The organism is Streptomyces sp. NPDC090045 (assembly GCF_044747975.1).
Taxonomy (GTDB): domain Bacteria; phylum Actinomycetota; class Actinomycetes; order Streptomycetales; family Streptomycetaceae; genus Streptomyces.
In genome coordinates this window covers 170,416-188,197 of sequence record NZ_JBIVFA010000004.1, presented here as the reverse complement: position 1 = coordinate 188,197, position 17,782 = coordinate 170,416, and the positions used below count along the sequence as shown (strand labels likewise).

The 17,782-nt window shown below is 69.1% G+C and carries 12 protein-coding genes; 5 read left to right on the top strand and 7 right to left on the bottom strand.

What is annotated here, in order from left to right; translation table 11 throughout:
* Positions 1-128 precede the first annotated feature (128 nt).
* From ACIPYQ_RS13075 to ACIPYQ_RS13060, 4 genes are all read right to left on the bottom strand, one after another.
* Positions 129-1,313 (bottom strand): thiolase domain-containing protein, encoded by a 1,185-nt coding sequence (locus ACIPYQ_RS13075; protein ID WP_401249790.1) that lies wholly within the window; start codon positions 1,311-1,313, stop codon positions 129-131.
* The gene (locus ACIPYQ_RS13070; protein ID WP_401249787.1) at positions 1,310-2,368 is read right to left on the bottom strand and encodes a thiolase domain-containing protein; all 1,059 of its coding nucleotides are present in this window, start codon (positions 2,366-2,368) and stop codon (positions 1,310-1,312) included. The genes ACIPYQ_RS13075 and ACIPYQ_RS13070 overlap by 4 nt, the downstream gene beginning before the upstream one ends.
* A complete protein-coding gene (locus tag ACIPYQ_RS13065; RefSeq protein ID WP_361756520.1) occupies positions 2,368-3,327 on the bottom strand; it encodes an OB-fold domain-containing protein in 960 nt (319 codons plus the stop codon). The genes ACIPYQ_RS13070 and ACIPYQ_RS13065 overlap by 1 nt, the downstream gene beginning before the upstream one ends.
* A 269-nt stretch (positions 3,328-3,596) precedes the next feature.
* A complete protein-coding gene (locus ACIPYQ_RS13060; protein ID WP_361756523.1) occupies positions 3,597-4,397 on the bottom strand; it encodes a crotonase/enoyl-CoA hydratase family protein in 801 nt (266 codons plus the stop codon).
* Positions 4,398-4,594: 197 nt separating this feature from the next.
* Between ACIPYQ_RS13060 and ACIPYQ_RS13055 the strand changes: the two genes are divergently transcribed.
* Positions 4,595-6,232: an acyl-CoA synthetase gene (locus ACIPYQ_RS13055; protein ID WP_401249783.1), complete on the top strand. Its 1,638-nt coding sequence runs from the start codon at positions 4,595-4,597 to the stop codon at positions 6,230-6,232.
* A 106-nt stretch (positions 6,233-6,338) separates the two neighbouring features.
* Here the strand turns inward: ACIPYQ_RS13055 and ACIPYQ_RS13050 are convergent, their stop codons facing one another.
* On the bottom strand, positions 6,339-8,414 hold the full coding sequence (locus ACIPYQ_RS13050; protein WP_401249780.1) for a CHAT domain-containing protein: 2,076 nt from the start codon (positions 8,412-8,414) through the stop codon (positions 6,339-6,341).
* 438 nt (positions 8,415-8,852) lie between these two features.
* Here ACIPYQ_RS13050 and ACIPYQ_RS13045 point away from each other — a divergent pair, with 438 nt between their 5' ends.
* Positions 8,853-10,100, top strand: coding sequence for a hypothetical protein (locus ACIPYQ_RS13045; RefSeq protein WP_401249777.1), 1,248 nt, complete (start codon positions 8,853-8,855; stop codon positions 10,098-10,100).
* Complete coding sequence (locus ACIPYQ_RS13040; RefSeq protein ID WP_401249774.1) at positions 10,097-12,595, top strand: hypothetical protein; 2,499 nt, start codon at positions 10,097-10,099, stop codon at positions 12,593-12,595. The genes ACIPYQ_RS13045 and ACIPYQ_RS13040 overlap by 4 nt, the downstream gene beginning before the upstream one ends.
* 112 nt (positions 12,596-12,707) lie before the next feature.
* On the opposite strand, the gene ACIPYQ_RS13035 is transcribed toward ACIPYQ_RS13040, so the two are convergent.
* Entirely contained in the window at positions 12,708-13,559 is an 852-nt protein-coding gene (locus tag ACIPYQ_RS13035) for an alpha/beta fold hydrolase (RefSeq protein WP_401249771.1), read from the bottom strand.
* 107 nt (positions 13,560-13,666) lie between these two features.
* On the opposite strand from ACIPYQ_RS13035, the gene paaK reads away from it, so the two are divergent.
* Together paaK and ACIPYQ_RS13025 are read left to right on the top strand one after the other, a co-directional pair.
* Positions 13,667-14,995, top strand: a complete 1,329-nt coding sequence (gene paaK / locus ACIPYQ_RS13030; RefSeq protein ID WP_401249768.1) for a phenylacetate--CoA ligase PaaK — start codon at positions 13,667-13,669, stop codon at positions 14,993-14,995.
* A 71-nt stretch (positions 14,996-15,066) separates the two neighbouring features.
* Entirely contained in the window at positions 15,067-15,939 is an 873-nt protein-coding gene (locus ACIPYQ_RS13025) for a YhjD/YihY/BrkB family envelope integrity protein (RefSeq protein WP_361756538.1), read from the top strand.
* 58 nt (positions 15,940-15,997) lie between these two features.
* On the opposite strand, the gene ACIPYQ_RS13020 is transcribed toward ACIPYQ_RS13025, so the two are convergent.
* Positions 15,998-17,503: a fatty acyl-CoA synthetase gene (locus tag ACIPYQ_RS13020; RefSeq protein WP_401249764.1), complete on the bottom strand. Its 1,506-nt coding sequence runs from the start codon at positions 17,501-17,503 to the stop codon at positions 15,998-16,000.
* Positions 17,504-17,782: the final 279 nt, after the last annotated feature.

Sequence of the window (17,782 nt, the reverse complement as noted above, 5' to 3'; positions counted from 1 at the left end):
GTGCTCCTCCCGGTACGTCGTCCGGGGGCAAGGTTAACCACCGCAGCGCGTGGCGCACAGGCCACGGTGAGTCACCCTGGCCTGTCCCGTACCCCGGCCGGCCCCTCCGTCGCCGGCCGGGGCCGCCGTCAGGACGCGGGCTCCTCGGCCCCCACCAGCCACATCGCGAAGAACTGCGCGCCGCCGCCGTACGCGTGGCCCAAGGCGCGCCGGGCTCCCGGGACCTGGTGTTCCCCGGCCTGGCCACGGACTTGGAGGGCCGCTTCCGCGAAGCGGATCATCCCGGAGGCGCCGATCGGGTTGGTGGACAGGACCCCGCCGGAGGGATTGACCGGAAGATCCCCGTCGAGTTCCGTGACCCCCGCCTCGGTGAGCTTCCAGCCCTCGCCCTCCGCCGCGAACCCGAGGTTCTCCAGCCACATCGGCTCGTACCAGGAGAACGGCACGTACATCTCCACCGCGTCGATCTCCCGGCGCGGATCGGTGATGCCCGCCTGGCGGTAGACGTCGGCCGCGCAGTCCTTGCCGGCCTGCGGCGAGACGAAGTCCTTGCCCGCGAAGAGGGTGGGTTCGCTGCGCATCGCCCCGCCGTGCACCCAGGCGGGCGGTTTCGGCGCACGGGCGGCGCCCGCCCGGTCGGTGAGGATCATCGCGCAGGCCCCGTCCGAGGAGGGGCAGGTCTCGGAGTACCGGATCGGGTCCCACAGCATCGGCGAGGCCTGGACCTTCTCCAGGGTGAGGTCGTGCTCGTGGAGGTGCGCGTAGGGGTTCTTCAGGGCATTGCGCCGGTCCTTGTAGGCGACCAGCGAGCCCACCGTGTCGGGCGCGCCGGTGCGCCGCATGTACGCGCGCACGTGCGGGGCGAAGAACCCGCCCGCGCCCGCCAGCAGCGGCTGCTGGAAGGGGACGGGGAGGGAGAGCCCCCACATGGCGTTCGACTCGGACTGCTTCTCGAAGGCGAGGGTGAGGACGGTCCGGTGGACGCGCGCCGCGACGAGGTTGGAGGCGACCAGGGCGGTGGACCCGCCGACCGAACCGGCCGTGTGCACGCGCAGCATCGGCTTGCCGACCGCGCCGAGCGCGTCCGCCAGGTACAGCTCCGGCATCATCACCCCCTCGAAGAAGTCGGGGGCCTTGCCGATGACGACGGCGTCGATGTCGGCCCAGGTCAGCTCGGCGTCGGCGAGTGCGCGCGCCGCCGCCTCGCGGACCAGCCCGGCGATGGACACGTCGTGGCGGGCGGCCACGTGCTTGGTCTGGCCGATGCCGACGACGGCGACCGGCTCCTTGCCGGACCTGCCGGTTGCGCTCATGCTCGGTCCCCTTCCAGGACGGCGACCAGGTTCTGCTGGAGGCAGGGGCCGGAGGTGGCGTGGGCGACGGCCCGGTCGGACTCGCCGCGGTGGATGCGGGCGGCCGCCTCGCCGATGCGGATCAGGCCGGCGGCCATCATCGGGTTGGCCGCGAGCGGTCCGCCGGAGGGGTTGACGGTCACGTCGTCCCCGAGGCCGAGCGCCTTGCGGAGCACCACCTCCTGGGAGGAGAACGGCGCGTGCAGTTCCGCCGTGTCCACCGGCGCCGCGAAGACACCCGCGTGTTCGGCGGCGATCCGGGTGGAGGGGGAGTCGGTGAGGTCGCGCAGGCCGAGGCCGTGCGCCTCGATGCGGTGATCGATGCCGGTGATCCAGGCCGGGCGGGCGCACAGCTGCCGGGCCAGGTCGCCGGCCGCCAGGATCACGGCGGCCACGCCGTCTCCGATGGGAGGGCAGTCCCCGGTGCGCAGCGGCCGGACCTGGTAGTCGCCCTGGGGCACCGGACCGCTCAGCTGGGCGTGCGGGTTGGCCTCGGCGGCGGCCCGGCTGCGCGCTCCGATGGCGGCCAGGGCGGGCTCGTCGGTCTCGCCCGCGTCGATGAGGGCCTGGGCCTGGAGGGCGGCGAGGGCCACCGAGTCGGGCCAGAGGGGTGCCACGTAGTACGGGTCCAGCTGGCGGGTCAGCACATCGCGCACCGACCCCGGCGAGGACTTCCCGTACGAGTAGACGAGCGCGGTGTCGGCCTCGCCGGTCTGGATCTTGACCCAGGCCTCGTAGAGGGCCCAGGCGCCGTCCATCTCCACGTGCGACTCGGATATCGGCGGCCAGGCGCCGACGCCGTCGAGGGTCATCGTGAAGGAGAAGGCCCGGCCGGCCAGGTAGTCGCTGGAGCCGGAGCAGGTGAAGCCGATCTCCCCGGCCTTCAGACCCGTCGCGGCCAGCACCTGGTGCAGGACCGGCATGACCATCTCGACTTCGCTGAGCTCGTCGGTACGGCGCAGGTGATCGCTCTGCGCGAAGGCGACCACCGCGACCTCACGGGCGTATCGGGCCATCAGATGAGCTCCTTGTACGCGTCGTAGTCCGCGTCCGGCTCGCCGGTCGGGCGGTAGTGGTCGGGGTAGCGGCCGCCCTCGGTCCACACGGGCTCGACCCGCAGGCCCATGCGCACCTGGTCGTACGGGATGCCGCCGATCCGGCCGTGGAGGGCGAGGCCTGCGCCGTCGAGGGCGATGTGGGCGTAGACGTACGGGACCTCGATGTCGAGGTTCTTGGCCTTGATGTTGACGATGCAGTACGTGGTGACCGTGCCCGCGGGGCCGACCTCCACCTGGTCGGTGGTGGCCACGCCGCAGGTGGGGCAGGCGCCTCGCGGAGGGACGTACACCTTGTGGCAGGAGGGGCAGCGCTCGCCGACCGTCTTGCGCTCGGAGAGGGCGTTGATGTAGGCGGTCTGGGCGCGGCCGGGGCTGTAGACGTAGTCCAGGCGGGCCTGCGCGACGATGCCGGTGACGGCGCCGGCGAAGTCCCCGTCGTGCGGGGCGGCCTCGCCGCCCGCCGGGCCTTCGTACGGTTCGAAGCAGGCGATGTCGGTGATGGCGCCGGTGCGCTCGGCGGCCCAGCGGACGCGCACCCGCATGCCGGTGTGCACGGCCTCGGGGCCGGGCGCGTCGAGGGCGTGCAGGAGGGCGGTGTCCGCGCCGTCGAGCTTGACCAGCACCCAGGCGAAGGGGGTGTCCAGGGGCTGGTGGGGGCGGGGCCGGCCGTTCCACGCCCAGGTGGTGACGGTGCCGGTGGCGGCGACCTCGACGAGCTCGCGGATCTCCTCGGCGGTGACGGGGTCGTACTCGACGGGCGGGACCATCACCTTCCCGCCGGCGGTCTTCACCCCGAGGACGACGCCTTCGCGCAGGCCGGTGAGGAAGGCGCTCTGCACGGGCCCGAGGGACCGGGTGAAGGGAAACTCGACGACGAGGGGCGCGCGGAGCACCTCCGGTGGGGAGGCAGCTGTCATGGTGGCTCTCCGATGGTTGATTCCGAGTGATGGCCTCCAGCCGGGCCAATCCAGCCCCGCCGGCACAAACCCAGCCCCGCCGGCGTTTGAGGCGCTCTTTCAGCCCCGCCGGCGATTGAGGCGCTCTTTCAGCCTCGCCGGCGTTTGAGGCGTGGGGGTCCCCCCGGACGGAGTCTGGGGGAGGGTCCGGGGCGGAGCCCCGATCTTTCAGCCCCGCCGGCGTTTGAGGCGCGGGGCGCGGGGCGGAGCCCCGGCTGCGGAGCGGGCGGCTACTCGCGCCGATACAGCGCGGGCCGCTTCTCCGCGAAGGCCCGCGCCCCCTCCTTCGCATCCGCCGTGTCGAAGATCGGCCACCCCCGCAGCAACTCCGAGGCCAGCCCCTCCTTCTCCGTCATCTCGGCCGTCTCGTAGACCGACGCCTTCACCGCCTCCACCGCCAGCGGCCCGCACGCGTTGATCCGCTCCGCGGTCTCCAGCGCCGCCTCCAGCGCCGTGCCGTCCGGCACCACCCGCCCGACGAGCCCGATCCGCGCCGCCTCCTCCGCGGAGTACGGGCGTCCGGTCAGCAGCATCTCCAGGGCGTGCGTGCGCGGGATCTGGCGCGGCAGCCGCACCGTCGAGCCGCCGATGGGGAACAGCCCCCGCTTGACCTCGAAGAGCCCGAAGGTGGCCCCTTCGCCCGCCACCCGGATGTCCGTGCCCTGCAGGATCTCCGTCCCGCCGGCCACGCAGTAGCCCTCCACCGCCGCGATCACCGGCTTGCGCGGCCGGTGGTGGCGGAGCATCGCCTTCCAGTGCAGGTCGGGATCGGCCTTGAGGCGGTCCCGGTACTGGTCGCCCGCCATCCCCTTCCCGGCCAGCGCCTTGAGGTCCATGCCGGCGCAGAAGTCCCCGCCGGCACCGGTCAGGACCACGGAGCGGATCGTGTCGTCGGCGTCCGCCTCCAGCCAGCCGTCGTACAGCCCCACCAGCAGCGGCAGCGAGAGCGCGTTCTTCGCCTCGGGCCTGTTCATGGTGAGCACCAGCGTGGCGCCGTGCCGTTCCACGGTCAGGTGTTCTGTCCCACCCATTGCCGTCCTCCCGTCTCAAGACCTAGAACAGGTTGCAGTAGGGGAGGGTGCAGTTCAATAGTTTTCTGACACCCAGTCAGATTTCTTGGGCGGTGCCCTTCCCAGTTGCCGGCTCCGGCGCTCTAATGACCGCCGAGCAGGCCGGCCACGGGGCCAGTCGTCGGGAACATCGTGAACATTCGGGGTCAGGAGGAACGGTGGAGTACAACCTTGCCGACCTGTTCGAGTCGGTCGTGGACGTGGTTCCGGACCGTGAGGCCCTCGTCTACGTGGACCACCCCGGGACCGGTGCCGAGCGCCGCCTCACGTACGCGGAGCTGGACGCGGCGGCGAACCGGATCGCGCACCACCTGCTGGACAGCGGCCTGGAGCCCGGTGAGCACCTGGGGCTGCACCTCTACAACGGGATCGAGTACCTGCAGACCGTGCTGGCCTGCCTGAAGGCCCGGCTGGTCCCGGTGAACGTCAACTACCGGTACGTGGAGGAGGAGCTGGTCTACCTCTACAACGACGCCGATCTCGCCGCGCTCGTCTTCGAGGGCGAGTTCACCGAGCGGGTAGCGGCCGCACTGCCGCAGACGACGAGGCTCCGGCACCTGATCCGCGTCGGGGAGGTCCCCGAGGGAGCCCCGGAGCCCTCGCTCGCGCCGGTGGCGTACGCGGACGCCGAGGCGGCCGGCTCGCCCGAGCGGGGTTTCCCGCCGCGCAGCCCCGACGACCTGTTCATCATCTACACCGGCGGCACGACGGGCATGCCCAAGGGCGTCATGTGGCGGGCGGAGGACCTCTTCTTCGCCGGGCTCTTCGGCGGCGAGCCGTCGGGCGAGCCGGTGAAGCGGCCGGAGGAGCTGGCCGAACGGGTCGCGTCGAAGGGCGCCGGGCTCACCTTCTTCCCCGCTCCCCCGCTGATGCACGGTACGTCGACCCTGACCTCGTTCATCGCCTTCAACTACGGCCAGCGGGTGGTCATCCACCGCAAGTACGCGCCCGAAGAGGTGCTCCGCACGATCGAGAAGGAGAAGGTCTCCAGCGTGTCGCTGGTCGGCGACGCGATGCTCAGGCCGCTCATCGACGCCTTGAAGGGCCCGCTCCAGGGCGCGGACCTGTCCTCGCTGTTCAGCGTGTCCTCGTCCGGGGCGATCATGTCGGAGACGGTGCGCGCCGAGTTCCAGCGGCTGGTGCCGAACGTGCTCCTCCTGAACAACTTCGGGTCGTCCGAGTCCGGCTCCAACGGCCGGGCGGCGGACGACTCGGGCCCGGAGAAGGGCTTCCGCCTGGTGGTCAACGACCGTACGCAGGTGGTGGACCCGGTGACGCACGAACCGGTCGCGGTCGGCGTGCCGGGGCGGCTCGCGCAACGCGGGCACGTACCGCTCGGCTACTACAACGACCCGGCCAAGACCGCCGAGACCTTCTTCCAGAAGGGCGCGGAGCGCTGGGTGCTGCTCGGCGACATGGCGACGGTCGACGAGCAGGGCATCGTCACCGTGCTCGGGCGGGGCTCGCAATGCATCAACACGGGCGGCGAGAAGGTGTATCCGGAGGAGGTGGAGCAGGCGCTGAAGTCCCACCCCGACGTGTACGACGCCCTGGTCGCCGGCGTCCCGGACCCGACGTGGGGCAGCCACGTGGCCGCGGTGGTCCAGGTCCGCGCCGGTTCCCCGGTGCCGACCCTGGACGAGATCCAGAGCCACTGCCGCACCCGCCTGGCGGGCTACAAGATCCCGCGCCAACTGGTCGTCGCACCCGCCATCCAACGCTCCCCGAGCGGCAAGGCCGACTACCGCTGGGCAAAGGCGGTGGCAACGGAGGCCGACACGGCTCCCCAGGCGTAGGAGGGACTGCGGAGCGGCGGCCATAGCGAACCGTGAGGCGGGCGACGCCGGATCCGGGCTCTGTCTGCGCATCCCGTGCCTGATCGTGCGTGAGTGCAGGCTCAGGTCAGATCGTCGGTGATACGGCGGAGCCCGCTTCCTCCACCAGCGGATGCTGGGGACCGAAGGCGTTGTGGACCCAGAACTCCGGTCGGGGCCCCTTCCAGAAGAACTCCAGCGAGTCGCCCACCCGGAGGATGAGTTCCAGATTGCCCCCCGGCCTGCCGTCGCGGCCGCCGAAAGTACTCTGGATCAGGCTCACCGAGGTGACCTCCATGTCTGGCGCTATCAGGTAGGGGAGGCTCCACGGCGTACCCGGGACGTCGTTCCTGCGACGGAGGAACATCACCCCACCTCCCTCGGCCGGGCACACCAACAGGAAGTCGCCGGGAACCTTCATCCGGTCCTGGATCAGAACCGGATTGCCCGTCACCCCTGAGGCGATGGGCTCCGCCACCGCCTGCCAGTCGGTGGGCTCCATGGTCTCGTTCCACAGGAACTTCAGCTCGCTCCCTGTCCTGGCGACCACTTCCAGACCTCCCCTGCCGTCGCCCAGATCGCTCTCCACCATCCCCACCGCCGCGACGGCTCCAAGGCCCGGGACGAAGACGTAGGGGGTGCTCCACGGATAGCCCTGCATGTCGTTTCTGCGGCGCAGGAACATCAAGCCGCCGCTCAGGGCGGGGCACACCAGTTGGAAATCACCCGGTTCTCCATGCCTTGTCTGGATGAGGGCCGGAACGCCGACAGCACGACCGGCGACCGCGACCGGCGAGAGATGCCAGTCTGCCGGCTCCCCGCTGTCGTTCCACAGGAACCGCAGCTGGTCACCGGTCCGGGCGACGACTTCGAGACTGCTTCGGCCCTCGCCGAGCCTGCTTTCCACCATGGTCACCGCGTCGACCCTTCCCAGGTCCGGCTCGATGGGGCAAGGGGCACCCCAGGGGAGACCGTGAACGTCGTTCTTGCGGCGCATGTAGACGAGTCCGCTCCGCGGCGCCGGACAGACCAACTCGAAGTCACTGGGAGTGAAATCCCCTGCGCTGACGTCGCCGGAGCCTCCGGGCTTGGTTTGGATCAGCACCGGATTTCCGCTGATGTGAACGCTCTTGGACGCACTGGTCGCTATCAGACGTTCCTCGTCGAGCCACACCTCCTCGTTGGCCCTCTCCTGCTGCGGCTCACGCCGCTCGACATCGAACAGCCTGATGTCATTGTCGTCGCGCACGTAGAGCACGGGTGTCGCCCACTCAAGGCTTTGGTCGTCGCTCAGCAGCATCGCGAGTCGCCCCTGGTGCACCGCCACGTCGATCGGGCGCCCGAGGCCGAGCAGCGCCTGGTAGAAGTAGCGGGAGAACGCGATCGCTGCCTTGTCGGTCACCTTGAACTGCATGGCGACCACGGCCGGAACGAATTGCAGCAGCCTCGTTGCCACGCTGGAGAAGAGGTCCTCTTGGCTCCCCTTCGCCGTTTCGCACCCGTTCAGAACCACCAACTGCGGTTGTGGGTTTGCCTGCTGGATGACCGGACCCATCGAATCCGCGTGGATGGGCAGCCTGTTGCCGCGCTCGTCTCCGAAGATGAGTGCGCCCTGCTCCTCCAGTGGATCGAATTCGCCATGGCCGACGTAGTGCAGCACGTGACACCCGCCCGACTCGGAAGTGAACTCGTCCAGCATTCTGGTCCAGTTCGCCGCATTCACCCAGTGCAGTTGCGCCAGTCCTCCTTTGAGCAGCCGTCTCAGGCTTTTCCTCAGGTCGCGCTGCTCCCTCGCCACGTCAAGAGGAGGCTTCGCGAAAGGCGGCACCGAGGCCAGTCCGGTCACTTGCACGGGGGGCTGTAGCGAAACCGGCCCGAGTGGCAGGGCCAGATTGAGGCAACGCACGACCTCATCCTCAAGGCAGAGATACCCGAAGTCCCGGTTGTGCATCAGCTCCCAGGGCAGCGCGGTCAGTTCCGGGGCGTCCATGTGGAGCATCATCCGCATTTTGTCGCCTCGGGCCGCGGCTTGGCGTCGCCGCTCGGAGTAGAGCCGGCACACATCGCCGGGAAACAGCGCACCGAAGAGCTCCTCGCCGATCTCAAGGGCGGACGGCCCCCGCATGGTGAAGGCGCCGTACGAGGATCGCCCTGGGGTCAGCATCGAGGGGGAGCTCCTCTGGAGCAGTCCGGACCGCTCTTGAATATTTTCAGTATTCAACGAAACGTCATGGACCGTCACCGGTGGCCCGGTTCCCGAAGTCGCACTGATCGAATACCTGCCACCGCTGCCTGATATTTCCACGGCAAATGTGTTACGTTCCACTACTTTTCCCACCTCCCGGCCTCCAGCGCCACAGGCGGGTACCTCGTCAACTTTACTCCGCACACCCATGATTCGACTGATACCGGCACCACCAGAGGAACGGATTCCGTCGCCTTCGGCCGTCCCGCCGCCGATATACGGCGGGCGAGTGGGCAGACATGGACAAAGGGCGCCCGATCGTCGCAAGCTGAGAGAACAACGCCTGTCCGTCGCCGGGCAAGGCTGCAGATTCGGCTTTCGCCGGACGTGGGCGCATCACACCTTCCAGGAGGGACGATGCAGGGCTCTTTGATGTTCGTGCACGGCACAGGTGTCCGCGAAGGGCTTGAACACACACTCCAACAGGTACGCGCGGGCGCATCGAAATGGCTGGACCTTCCTTCGGCATCCGTATCCGGACCGGCCTGGGGCCAGGAAATCGGCCCAGCCGACCTCGACGTGACACCGATACTGCCGCCGGCGGCGCGTACGCGGGCAGCCCTGGAAGAGGAAGCACTCGATGACAGTGAGGTCGATGTGGCCGCGTGGGGACTGCTCATCGACGATCCACTGATCGAACTGCGGATGCTCGCTGCCGCTCCTGCCGGGGCGACGGGGGCCGCAGTCGGCCAGCCTGAGGGAATTGAGGCCGTGATCGGCGGCCAGACAGTGGAAGTCGAGGTGCAGGAACTGCTCAACCAGGTCGAGGTACCGGCGGAGACGTTGCGGGCGGCCGGTGTCACAGATCAGGAGATCACCGCCGCCATCGAGTTCGTGCGTGGTTCCGAAGCACTGCTCGGAGCCGCGCAAACGGTGGGCAACGCCGCCGACGAAGGGCTGCTCGAATCCGTCTCCCGGTCCGTCGTGGCCTGCGTCCTACGCCTTCACCGGACTGCCAGCCCTCCGGTATTGTCCCCGGTCTCGGTCTCAGGGGAGCTTCGCACGCAGCTGGTCGACGCCGTGAACACCGCCCTGTCCGGTACCCCGACCAGGGCGTTCGTCGCCGACACGCTGTGGAAGACCCTTGGCCCCCTGGCACTGCGCATCGGCAATGCGAAAGCGAGGAAGAATCGGGCCGCACTGATGGACCCAATTTCTGATTTCATTCGCGACGTGGCGTTCTACCTTCGCCGTGGCGAAGCGATCCGGCAATACCTCGCCGCCTCCGTTTCCGACCTGCCGTCGGACCGGCCTGTCATCGTTGTGGGCCACAGTCTCGGCGGCATTGCCATGGTGGATCTGATGTCCAGCGATGAAGCACCGCACGTGGATTTGCTGGTAACAGTCGGCTCACAAGCCCCTTACCTGTACCTGCTCGACGCCCTGGAATCCCTCCGGCCCGGCGGGAACGGAAAGCCCTTCACGCCGTGGCTGAACATCTACAGCCAGGCGGATTTCCTGTCGTTCTGCGCGGCCCCCGCCTTCGACGGGATTGATGGAATATCCGACCAGGAAGTCGCCGCCGGCGTACCGTTCCCAGAATCGCACAGCGCGTACTGGTCTCAGGAAAAAACCTACACCTTGATCGCCGAGCACTGGCCATGACAAACACATACGAGGACAGTTGGGCCCTGGTTGTGGGAATAGACGCGTACGACGATCCGAAGATCAAAAATCTGACCGGGGCCGTCAAAGATGCCTGCGCCGCGGTGAACTGGCTTCGGAAGGCGGGAGTTCCGGACGGTCACATACTTCTTCACGCCCAGCCGACGCATGGCAGCCTGCCCGCACTCAAATCGCTGGGGGGCACCGTTCCATGGCTCGATGCGAGCGAGTCCTGCATATGGGAATCCATTGCCCGACTTCGCAGATCCAGCGGAAGTCACCTTTTCGTATTCCTATTGGGGCACGGCTTGTACGAACCCACCGAGAAGCGACTCTTCATCACTCGAGAGGCTTCGGTGGGCACGGTATCGAACCTGGGCATTGAACAGCACATCGAACTGTTCCGATCCATGAAGTTCCCGGAACAGTTGCTCGTCATGGATGGCTGCCAGAACCTTCCGTACAGTGAAAGCGTACGGTCCACCATAGCGGCGGGCATGCATAACGGAGTCAAAGGATTCAATGCCAGGAAAGAGAACACGCTGATTTTCTGCTTCGCCTGCCAACAGGCAGAGAGGGCGGTCGAGATAAAAGGCCGGGGTAATTTCCTGAAGACCCTTCTCGGCGCCATCGATACGGAGCACCCACTCCCTCAGGTCCTTCACCTTGATTTCGACAAAGGCGAGGTCAGCATCGACCTGCGCAAAGCAGTGACCGAGATCGTCGGGCCAGAGGTCAAGGCCACTGCTTGGAATCAGCAGCCTCCCGTTCTTCAGCAGCCCGGCATCGAGGTGTACGGTGCCGGCACTGCACACAGCGTGCCACCCCTTCACTTGCCGCCGAGCCCGGCAGCACGACTGTCCATCGCTGTCCAACCGCCCTCTGCGGTGAAGGCCGTGAAATCCATACTCGTACAGGTGAAGGATGAACCGTTTTGGCGCAGGGCAGCCCCGGTGCCGCCGAGCAAGGCAGTCGTGGTGCCCTTCGAGAACCGACTTCCGCACCATACGAACCTGAGCGTGGTGTGCCAGTTGAAAAACCCCGAGCGCTGGCTCAAACCAGCCGAGCGTCGTGTCCACATTCGCGACAGGGACAGCGAGATCACATTCAGCCTGAGGTCGCGTAAAATTCCCCGTCGAACTGCGGCAGGCGCGAAGGCTTCACCAAGGGGCGGCGGCGGGTCGGCAATCAGGACCCACTACAGATCCGCAGCACCCGCCCATAAGGGTCTAATTTCGTGGATCCTCGTCGGGTCAGTGGATGTCCACGGGAACCCAGCGGCTTCCGTTCGCCTTGGTACCGATCATGCCGAAACTAACCTACCGATTTCACCCAAGAAAATCAGAATGACCGAAACGAGAGGCGGCTTTCACCTTTCCGCGCGATTTGACGACCAGGAACTGCTCGCGTCCTTCGCGTCGACGGTGGCCTCTGCCGTGGCCTCCTCCACGCCGGACGATATGTCTGCTGTGGTCCTCGAGTCGTCGATGCCCGCGGAGACCGCGGTACGGATCGTATTTGCGAAGGGTGGCGCGGAACGGCTGGCCGGCCCCCTGGCGGACGTCCCGAGCGTAACCGTCGGGGCAGGGGCGCAGCGAAGCCTGCGGGAGATGGAATCAGAACCGTTCATCAGCGTGACAGCCGGATACGTCCCGGTGACGGTCGAGCTACCCTGGGGATCCTGGTCTGATGTGGTGGAAGTATTCGACGGCATCACCAAGGACGTGCTGCTTCCGGAGACTCTCAGAGGCGGTGTCGTGCCACTCAGAGCGACCCTGCCTGGTGACACCTGGATACACACGCCAGGATATTCCGTTATCGGCTTCGACCCGCGCCCAAAGAAGGCGATAATTCACGGTGGACAGCAGAGAAAGGCGCCATCGCGCGCAATTCCTCATTCGAGCAACTGGCTGCTCGAAGTGCAGCCTGCGGCGCCCCCGTGGGGCATACACGCCTCACTGCCGGAGACCGGCGTGACGTTCCCGCTCCATCCCTTCCTCCCGCTCGCACTGGACGTGCGAGACGGTGTCGTCCGGGCTGAGCCGCTCTCGACCGCGCCCTCGGCGGAATGGGACGACCTCATGACTTTGGGCCGTCTGCGTGGGCATGATCCCAAGAGCCTCCTGGCCGAGGCCAAGGCGTGGGAAATCGATCCGGTGCTGACGCTGGCCCGCGCCTACGCCTGCTACGCCGCGGGGGCCGACTCCTACACGCGGCGCGTGCTGAAGCTCCTCAAGGAACAGGGCTCCGACATCCCCGACATCGCCGTGCTGGAGGGTGCGACCCGGCTTCGCACCGAGGGCGCCGTGAGCAGGCCGACGCGTTCCGCACTCGGCAACCTCGCCGATGCAGGCGCTGTCCCGATTCTGCGTTGGGGCATCGCCCCAGCCATCCTGCTCGCCCAGAAGTTGGGGCTGGACGACTGGAACGTTCAACTGGAAGCCATCGAAGGATCACTTTCGCCCGTGTCCGTCTGGGCGGTCTGGCGAACGTGAGTCCGCCGAGTGGGCATCGGCGTGCAGAGGTGCGACCCCGCCTGCCTCGGGGAGGCGGGGTCCGGGGTGGCGGCACAGCGCATTGAGGCGCACACGGCCCAGACCCCGCGCGTCATGCCTTCGCGGCCAGGAAGCGCTCCACCCGGGCCGCGAACCAGACGGCGTCGTCCAGCCACGGGAAGTGCCCCGCCCCGGCCTGGACGTCGAGCGATCCCGCAGGGAACAACGCGGCGAGCCGGCCCGCCAGCGCCGGACGCGGGTTGCCGTCCAGCTCTCCGGCCAGCACCAGCACCTCCCCCGTGACCCGCCGCAGGCCCTCCCGGGTGGCAGGCGGGTCGAAGGCGCCGGGGCCCGCATAGGCGTCGGCGGCCTTCTCGTTCTGCTGCCGCCCGTTCGCCGCGCAGTGCGCCCGGGCCGTCTCGTCCCAGCGCCCGTAGAACAGCGGCGCGGCCAGGTCCCAGTCCGCCTCGCCACGGCCGTCGCCCGCGAGGATGCGCTCGTAGGCCCCGATGGCCGTGTCGTACGGCTCGGTTCCCGCGCGCAGCCGGGCCCCCTCCAGCCGCTGCTCCGGGGTGACCGGGAGGTCCACCGCCCACGCGGTCGGGGTGACCAGGACGGTCCGGCGCAGCCGCTGCGGGTGCGCGGCCGCGTAGAGCTGGGCGAGGTTGCCGCCGGCCGAGTGCGCGAGGAGGTCCATGCGCTCCAGCCCGAGGTGGATCCGGAGTGCCTCGACGTCGGCGACCTGGTGGTCGACGCGGTACGTCGACTCGTCCGCCGGTATCGCTGAGTCGCCCGTACCGCGCAGGTCGAGCAGGATGAGACGGCGGCCGGCGGCCAGTCCGCCGAGGTCGCCCAGGTACTCGGAGGCCCGCATGGCGCCGCCCGGGAGGCAGATCAGCGGTTCGCCCTCGCCTTGCAGGTGGTAGGCGAGTTCGGTTCCGTCGTAGGTGGTGAAGGTAGGCATGGGAGCCATCACAACAGACGATCACTCGTTCGAGTCATTGATTTGACGTGCCCAGTCCTGGCAATCTACCGAATGATCGTTCGGTTCACTCAGGATGAGGTGACGACATGGCGGTGCAGGCGGATCTCCACGACGAAGGCGAGCGGCTGAGCCGCGACGAGCTGGCAGCCCTCCAGCTGACGCGGCTGCGCGCGACCCTGCACCGCGCCTACGAGAAGGTGCCGTTCTACCGGCAGGCCTTCGACAAGGCGGGCGTCCATCCGGACGACTGCCGTTCGCTCGCCGATCTGGCCCTGTTCCCCTTCACCGCCAAGGCCGATCTGCGCGACCAGTACCCCTTCGGGATGTTCGCCGTGCCCCGCTCCGAGGTGCGCCGCATCCACGCCTCCAGCGGCACCACCGGGCGCCCCACGGTCGTGGGGTACACCGACGGGGACCTCTCCACCTGGGCCGATGTCGTCGCCAGGTCCATACGTGCGGCGGGCGGCCGGCCCGGCCAGATCGTCCACATCGCCTACGGGTACGGGCTGTTCACCGGCGGCCTCGGCGCGCACTACGGTGCGGAGCGCCTCGGCTGTACGGTCGTGCCCGCCTCGGGCGGGATGACGGACCGCCAGGTCCGGCTGATCGAGGACTTCCGGCCGGAGGTCATCATGGTGACCCCGTCCTACATGCTGACCCTGCTCGACGAGATGGAGCGCCAGGGCATCGATCCCCGCGCCACCTCGCTCCGCACCGGCATCTTCGGCGCGGAGCCGTGGACCGAGGAGATGCGCCGGGAGATCGAGGAGCGGCTCGGCATAGACGCGGTGGACATATACGGCCTGTCCGAGGTCATGGGACCGGGCGTGGCGCAGGAGTTCGCGTCGCACAAGGACGGCCTGCACATCTGGGAGGACCACTTCTACCCGGAGGTGGTCGATCCGCTGACGGGCGCGGTCCTGCCGGAGGGTGAGCAGGGCGAGCTGGTGTTCACCTCGCTCACCAAGGAGGCCATGCCCGTCATCCGCTACCGCACGCGGGATCTCACACGGCTGCTGCCCGGCACGGCCCGGCCGGCGTTCCGCCGGATGGAGAAGATCACGGGCCGCAGCGACGACATGATCATCCTGCGCGGGGTGAACCTCTACCCGACCCAGATCGAGGAGATACTCCTGCGAACGGCCGGCCTGGCTCCGCACTTCCAGCTGCGGCTGACCCGGGAGGGACGGATGGACGCCCTGACGGTACGGGTGGAGGCGCGCCGGGAGACGGACGCGGCGGGGCGGGAGGCCGCGGCCGCCCAGGTGGTCCGGGCCGTCAAGGAGGGGATCGGGGTCTCCGTCCGGGTCGAGGTGGTCGACCCGGAGACCTTGGAGCGTTCGGTGGGGAAGATCAAGCGGCTGGTGGACCTCCGCAGTGCGGGGGAGGTCGCGGACCCGCGTCCGGGCGGCTGAAACCACCCCATCGGGTCCAATTCCGGAGGGCTCCCGGGAGCGGGATCGCCCGCGCGGGTAGTGCATGACCTGTGACCTCGACCTTCCGGCAGCTCCACGACCGGCTCCAGGGCTCCCACATCGGGCTGGCCTGGAGCCGGGGCCGGGAGATGGAGCTGATGCACCGGGCGATGGGCTTCGCGGCCCTCGGGTTCCTCACGCTGGTGCCGCTGCTGGTGGTCGTCGCGGCCGCCGCGCCCGGCAGCGGTTCCGGGTTCGGCCGGTGGCTCGGCCAGGCCCTCGGGGTGGCGCCGTCCTCGCGGGCCCGGGTCGAGATGCTGTTCAGTGCCGCCGACCTGGCGCTGGAGCGGACCACCGCCTTCGGTCTGGCCGCGCTCGCCGTGTTCGGCCTGACTTTCGGTTCGGCCGTGCAGACCGGGTACGAGAAGGTCTGGGACCTGCCGACCGCCCGCTGGCACACCATGTGGCGGCATGTCGTCTGGCTCGCCCTGCTCGTCTGTTACCTCGCCCTGCTCGTCGAGATCCCCGCGCCCTCGAACGACGTCATCGGCACGATCTTCGGCACGGCGGGCGACCTCCTCGGCACCTGCCTGTTCTTCGTCGCCTCCCAGCGTCTGCTGCTCGGCGGCCGGGTCCGCTGGCGGGCCCTGGTGCCGGGAGCGGTGGCGACCAGCCTCGGCCTGCTGGGGCTGCGGATCTTCTCGCAGCTGGTGTTCTCCCCGCTCATCGCGTCCAACGCGGTGACGTACGGCCCGTTCGGCACCCTGCTGGTCGTCCAGTCCTGGCTGGTCGGCGTCGGCTTCGTGGTCTACGGCGGCGCACTCGTCGGCCGCCTCGTCCACGAACACCTCACCCTGCGGCGCCTGCGCCACAGCGGGCTCCTGCCCCCCGAGGCCTTCCCGCCGCACGCCCCGCACCCCCACTGGCCGCGCCCGCCGCACTGACCGCATTGACCGCACTGACCGCGCCGGCCGGGTCCCGGCCTGATCCGCAGGGCGATCCCTAGGAAGCGGAGGTGTCTGCGAAGCGGTCGCGGAGTTCCCGCTTGAGGATTTTGCCGCTGGCGTTGCGCGGGAGGGCGTCCACGAAGAGCACCCGCTTGGGGGCCTTGAAGTGGGCGAGCTTCTCCCGTGCGTACGTCATGAGCTCGGCCTCGGTCACCTCCCCGCGCGGGACCACGACCGCCGTGACCGCCTCGATCCACCGCTCGTCCGGCAGCCCGACGACCGCCGCCTCCGCCACCCCCGGGTGGGTGTAGAGCACGTCCTCCACCTGGCGAGAGGCGACCAGCACCCCGCCCGAGTTGATGACGTCCTTCACCCGGTCCACGACCGTGAAGTACCCCTGCGCATCGCGCACCGCGAGGTCGCCCGAGCGGAACCAGCCGTCCCGGAAGGCCTTCTCCGTGGCCACCGGGTCGTTCCAGTAGCCGAGGCACAGCTGCGGCGAGCGGTAGACCACCTCGCCCGCCGTTCCGTCCGGCACGTCCTTGCCGTCCTCGTCGACGACCTTCGCCTCGACGTGGCGCACCGGACGCCCGCAGGACTCCATCCGCCCCTCGTGTGCGTCCGGCCCGAGCACGGTCGCCAGCGGGCCGATCTCGCTCTGGCCGAAGCAGTTGTAGAAGCCGAGCCCGGGCAGCCGCTCGCGCAGCCGTTCCAGGACCGGAACCGGCATGATCGAGGCCCCGTAGTACGCCTTCCTCAGCGCGCCCAGCTCACGCACCGCGAACTCGGGGTGGTTGGCCAGGCCGATCCACACGGTGGGCGGGGCGAAGAGGCTGTCCGCCTCCCCCGCCTCCACCAGGTCGAAGACCTGCTCCGCGACCGGCGCGTCCAGGATGGTGTTGCGCGCCCCCACCGCGAGGTACGGCAGCAGGAAGACGTGCATCTGCGCCGAGTGGTACAGCGGCAGCGAGTGCACCGGCCGGTCCTCTTCGGCCAGGTCCAGCGCTTCGATCGCGCTCTCGTACTCGTGGGCGAGGGCCCGGTGGGTCATCATCGCGCCCTTGGGCAGGGCGGTGGTCCCCGAGGTGTAGAGCAGCTGCGCCAGCCGCCCCGGGTCCGCGTCCGCGTCGTGGTCAAAGGGCAGCGGCTCGGCCAGTTCCGCGAGGAAGGAGCCGGGGGCGTCGCGCAGCGGACGTACGGAGTGTCCGTCGGGGACCCGCCCGGCCAGGTCCGGGTCGGCGAGGACCAGGGCGCTCGCGGAGTCGTCCAGGATGTAGGCGAGGTCCTCGCCGGTGAGGTTCTGGTTCACCGGGACGTGGGTGAGTCCGGCCCGGGCGCAGGCGAGGAAGGCGATGAGGTAGGCGTCGCAGTTGTGGGCGAAGGTGGCGACGCGGTCGCCCTCGGCCAGCCCGTACCGCTCCCGCAGGACGGCGGCGCCGGTGGTGACGGCCGCGTCGAGTTCCGCGTACGTCCAGCTCCGGTCGCGGTAGCGGACGGCGAGGCGGTCGGGAACCCGTCGGGCGCTGTCGCGCACCAGCCCGTCGACCGTGTTGCGCCGCACGGCCCGTTCCGCCCGCCCATCCCGCACGGCTCGTTCCGCCGACCCCGCCTGCTCCGCACGCCCTGCTCGCGCTGCCGTCATGACGCGATCCTCGTCCTCCGCACCCCCGAGGTCAACAACCGGGATACCAAACGGGATGTTGACAGATCATCGGACCGCCTGCATGAGTGTGGGGGCACGGACGCACCGCCTGTCCCACGGGCAACCACCCCCACCCGCAGGCTACTTGGGAGGCACCTTGCACCTCGGCACCCGTCCGATACTCCGCCGCGTGGCCCT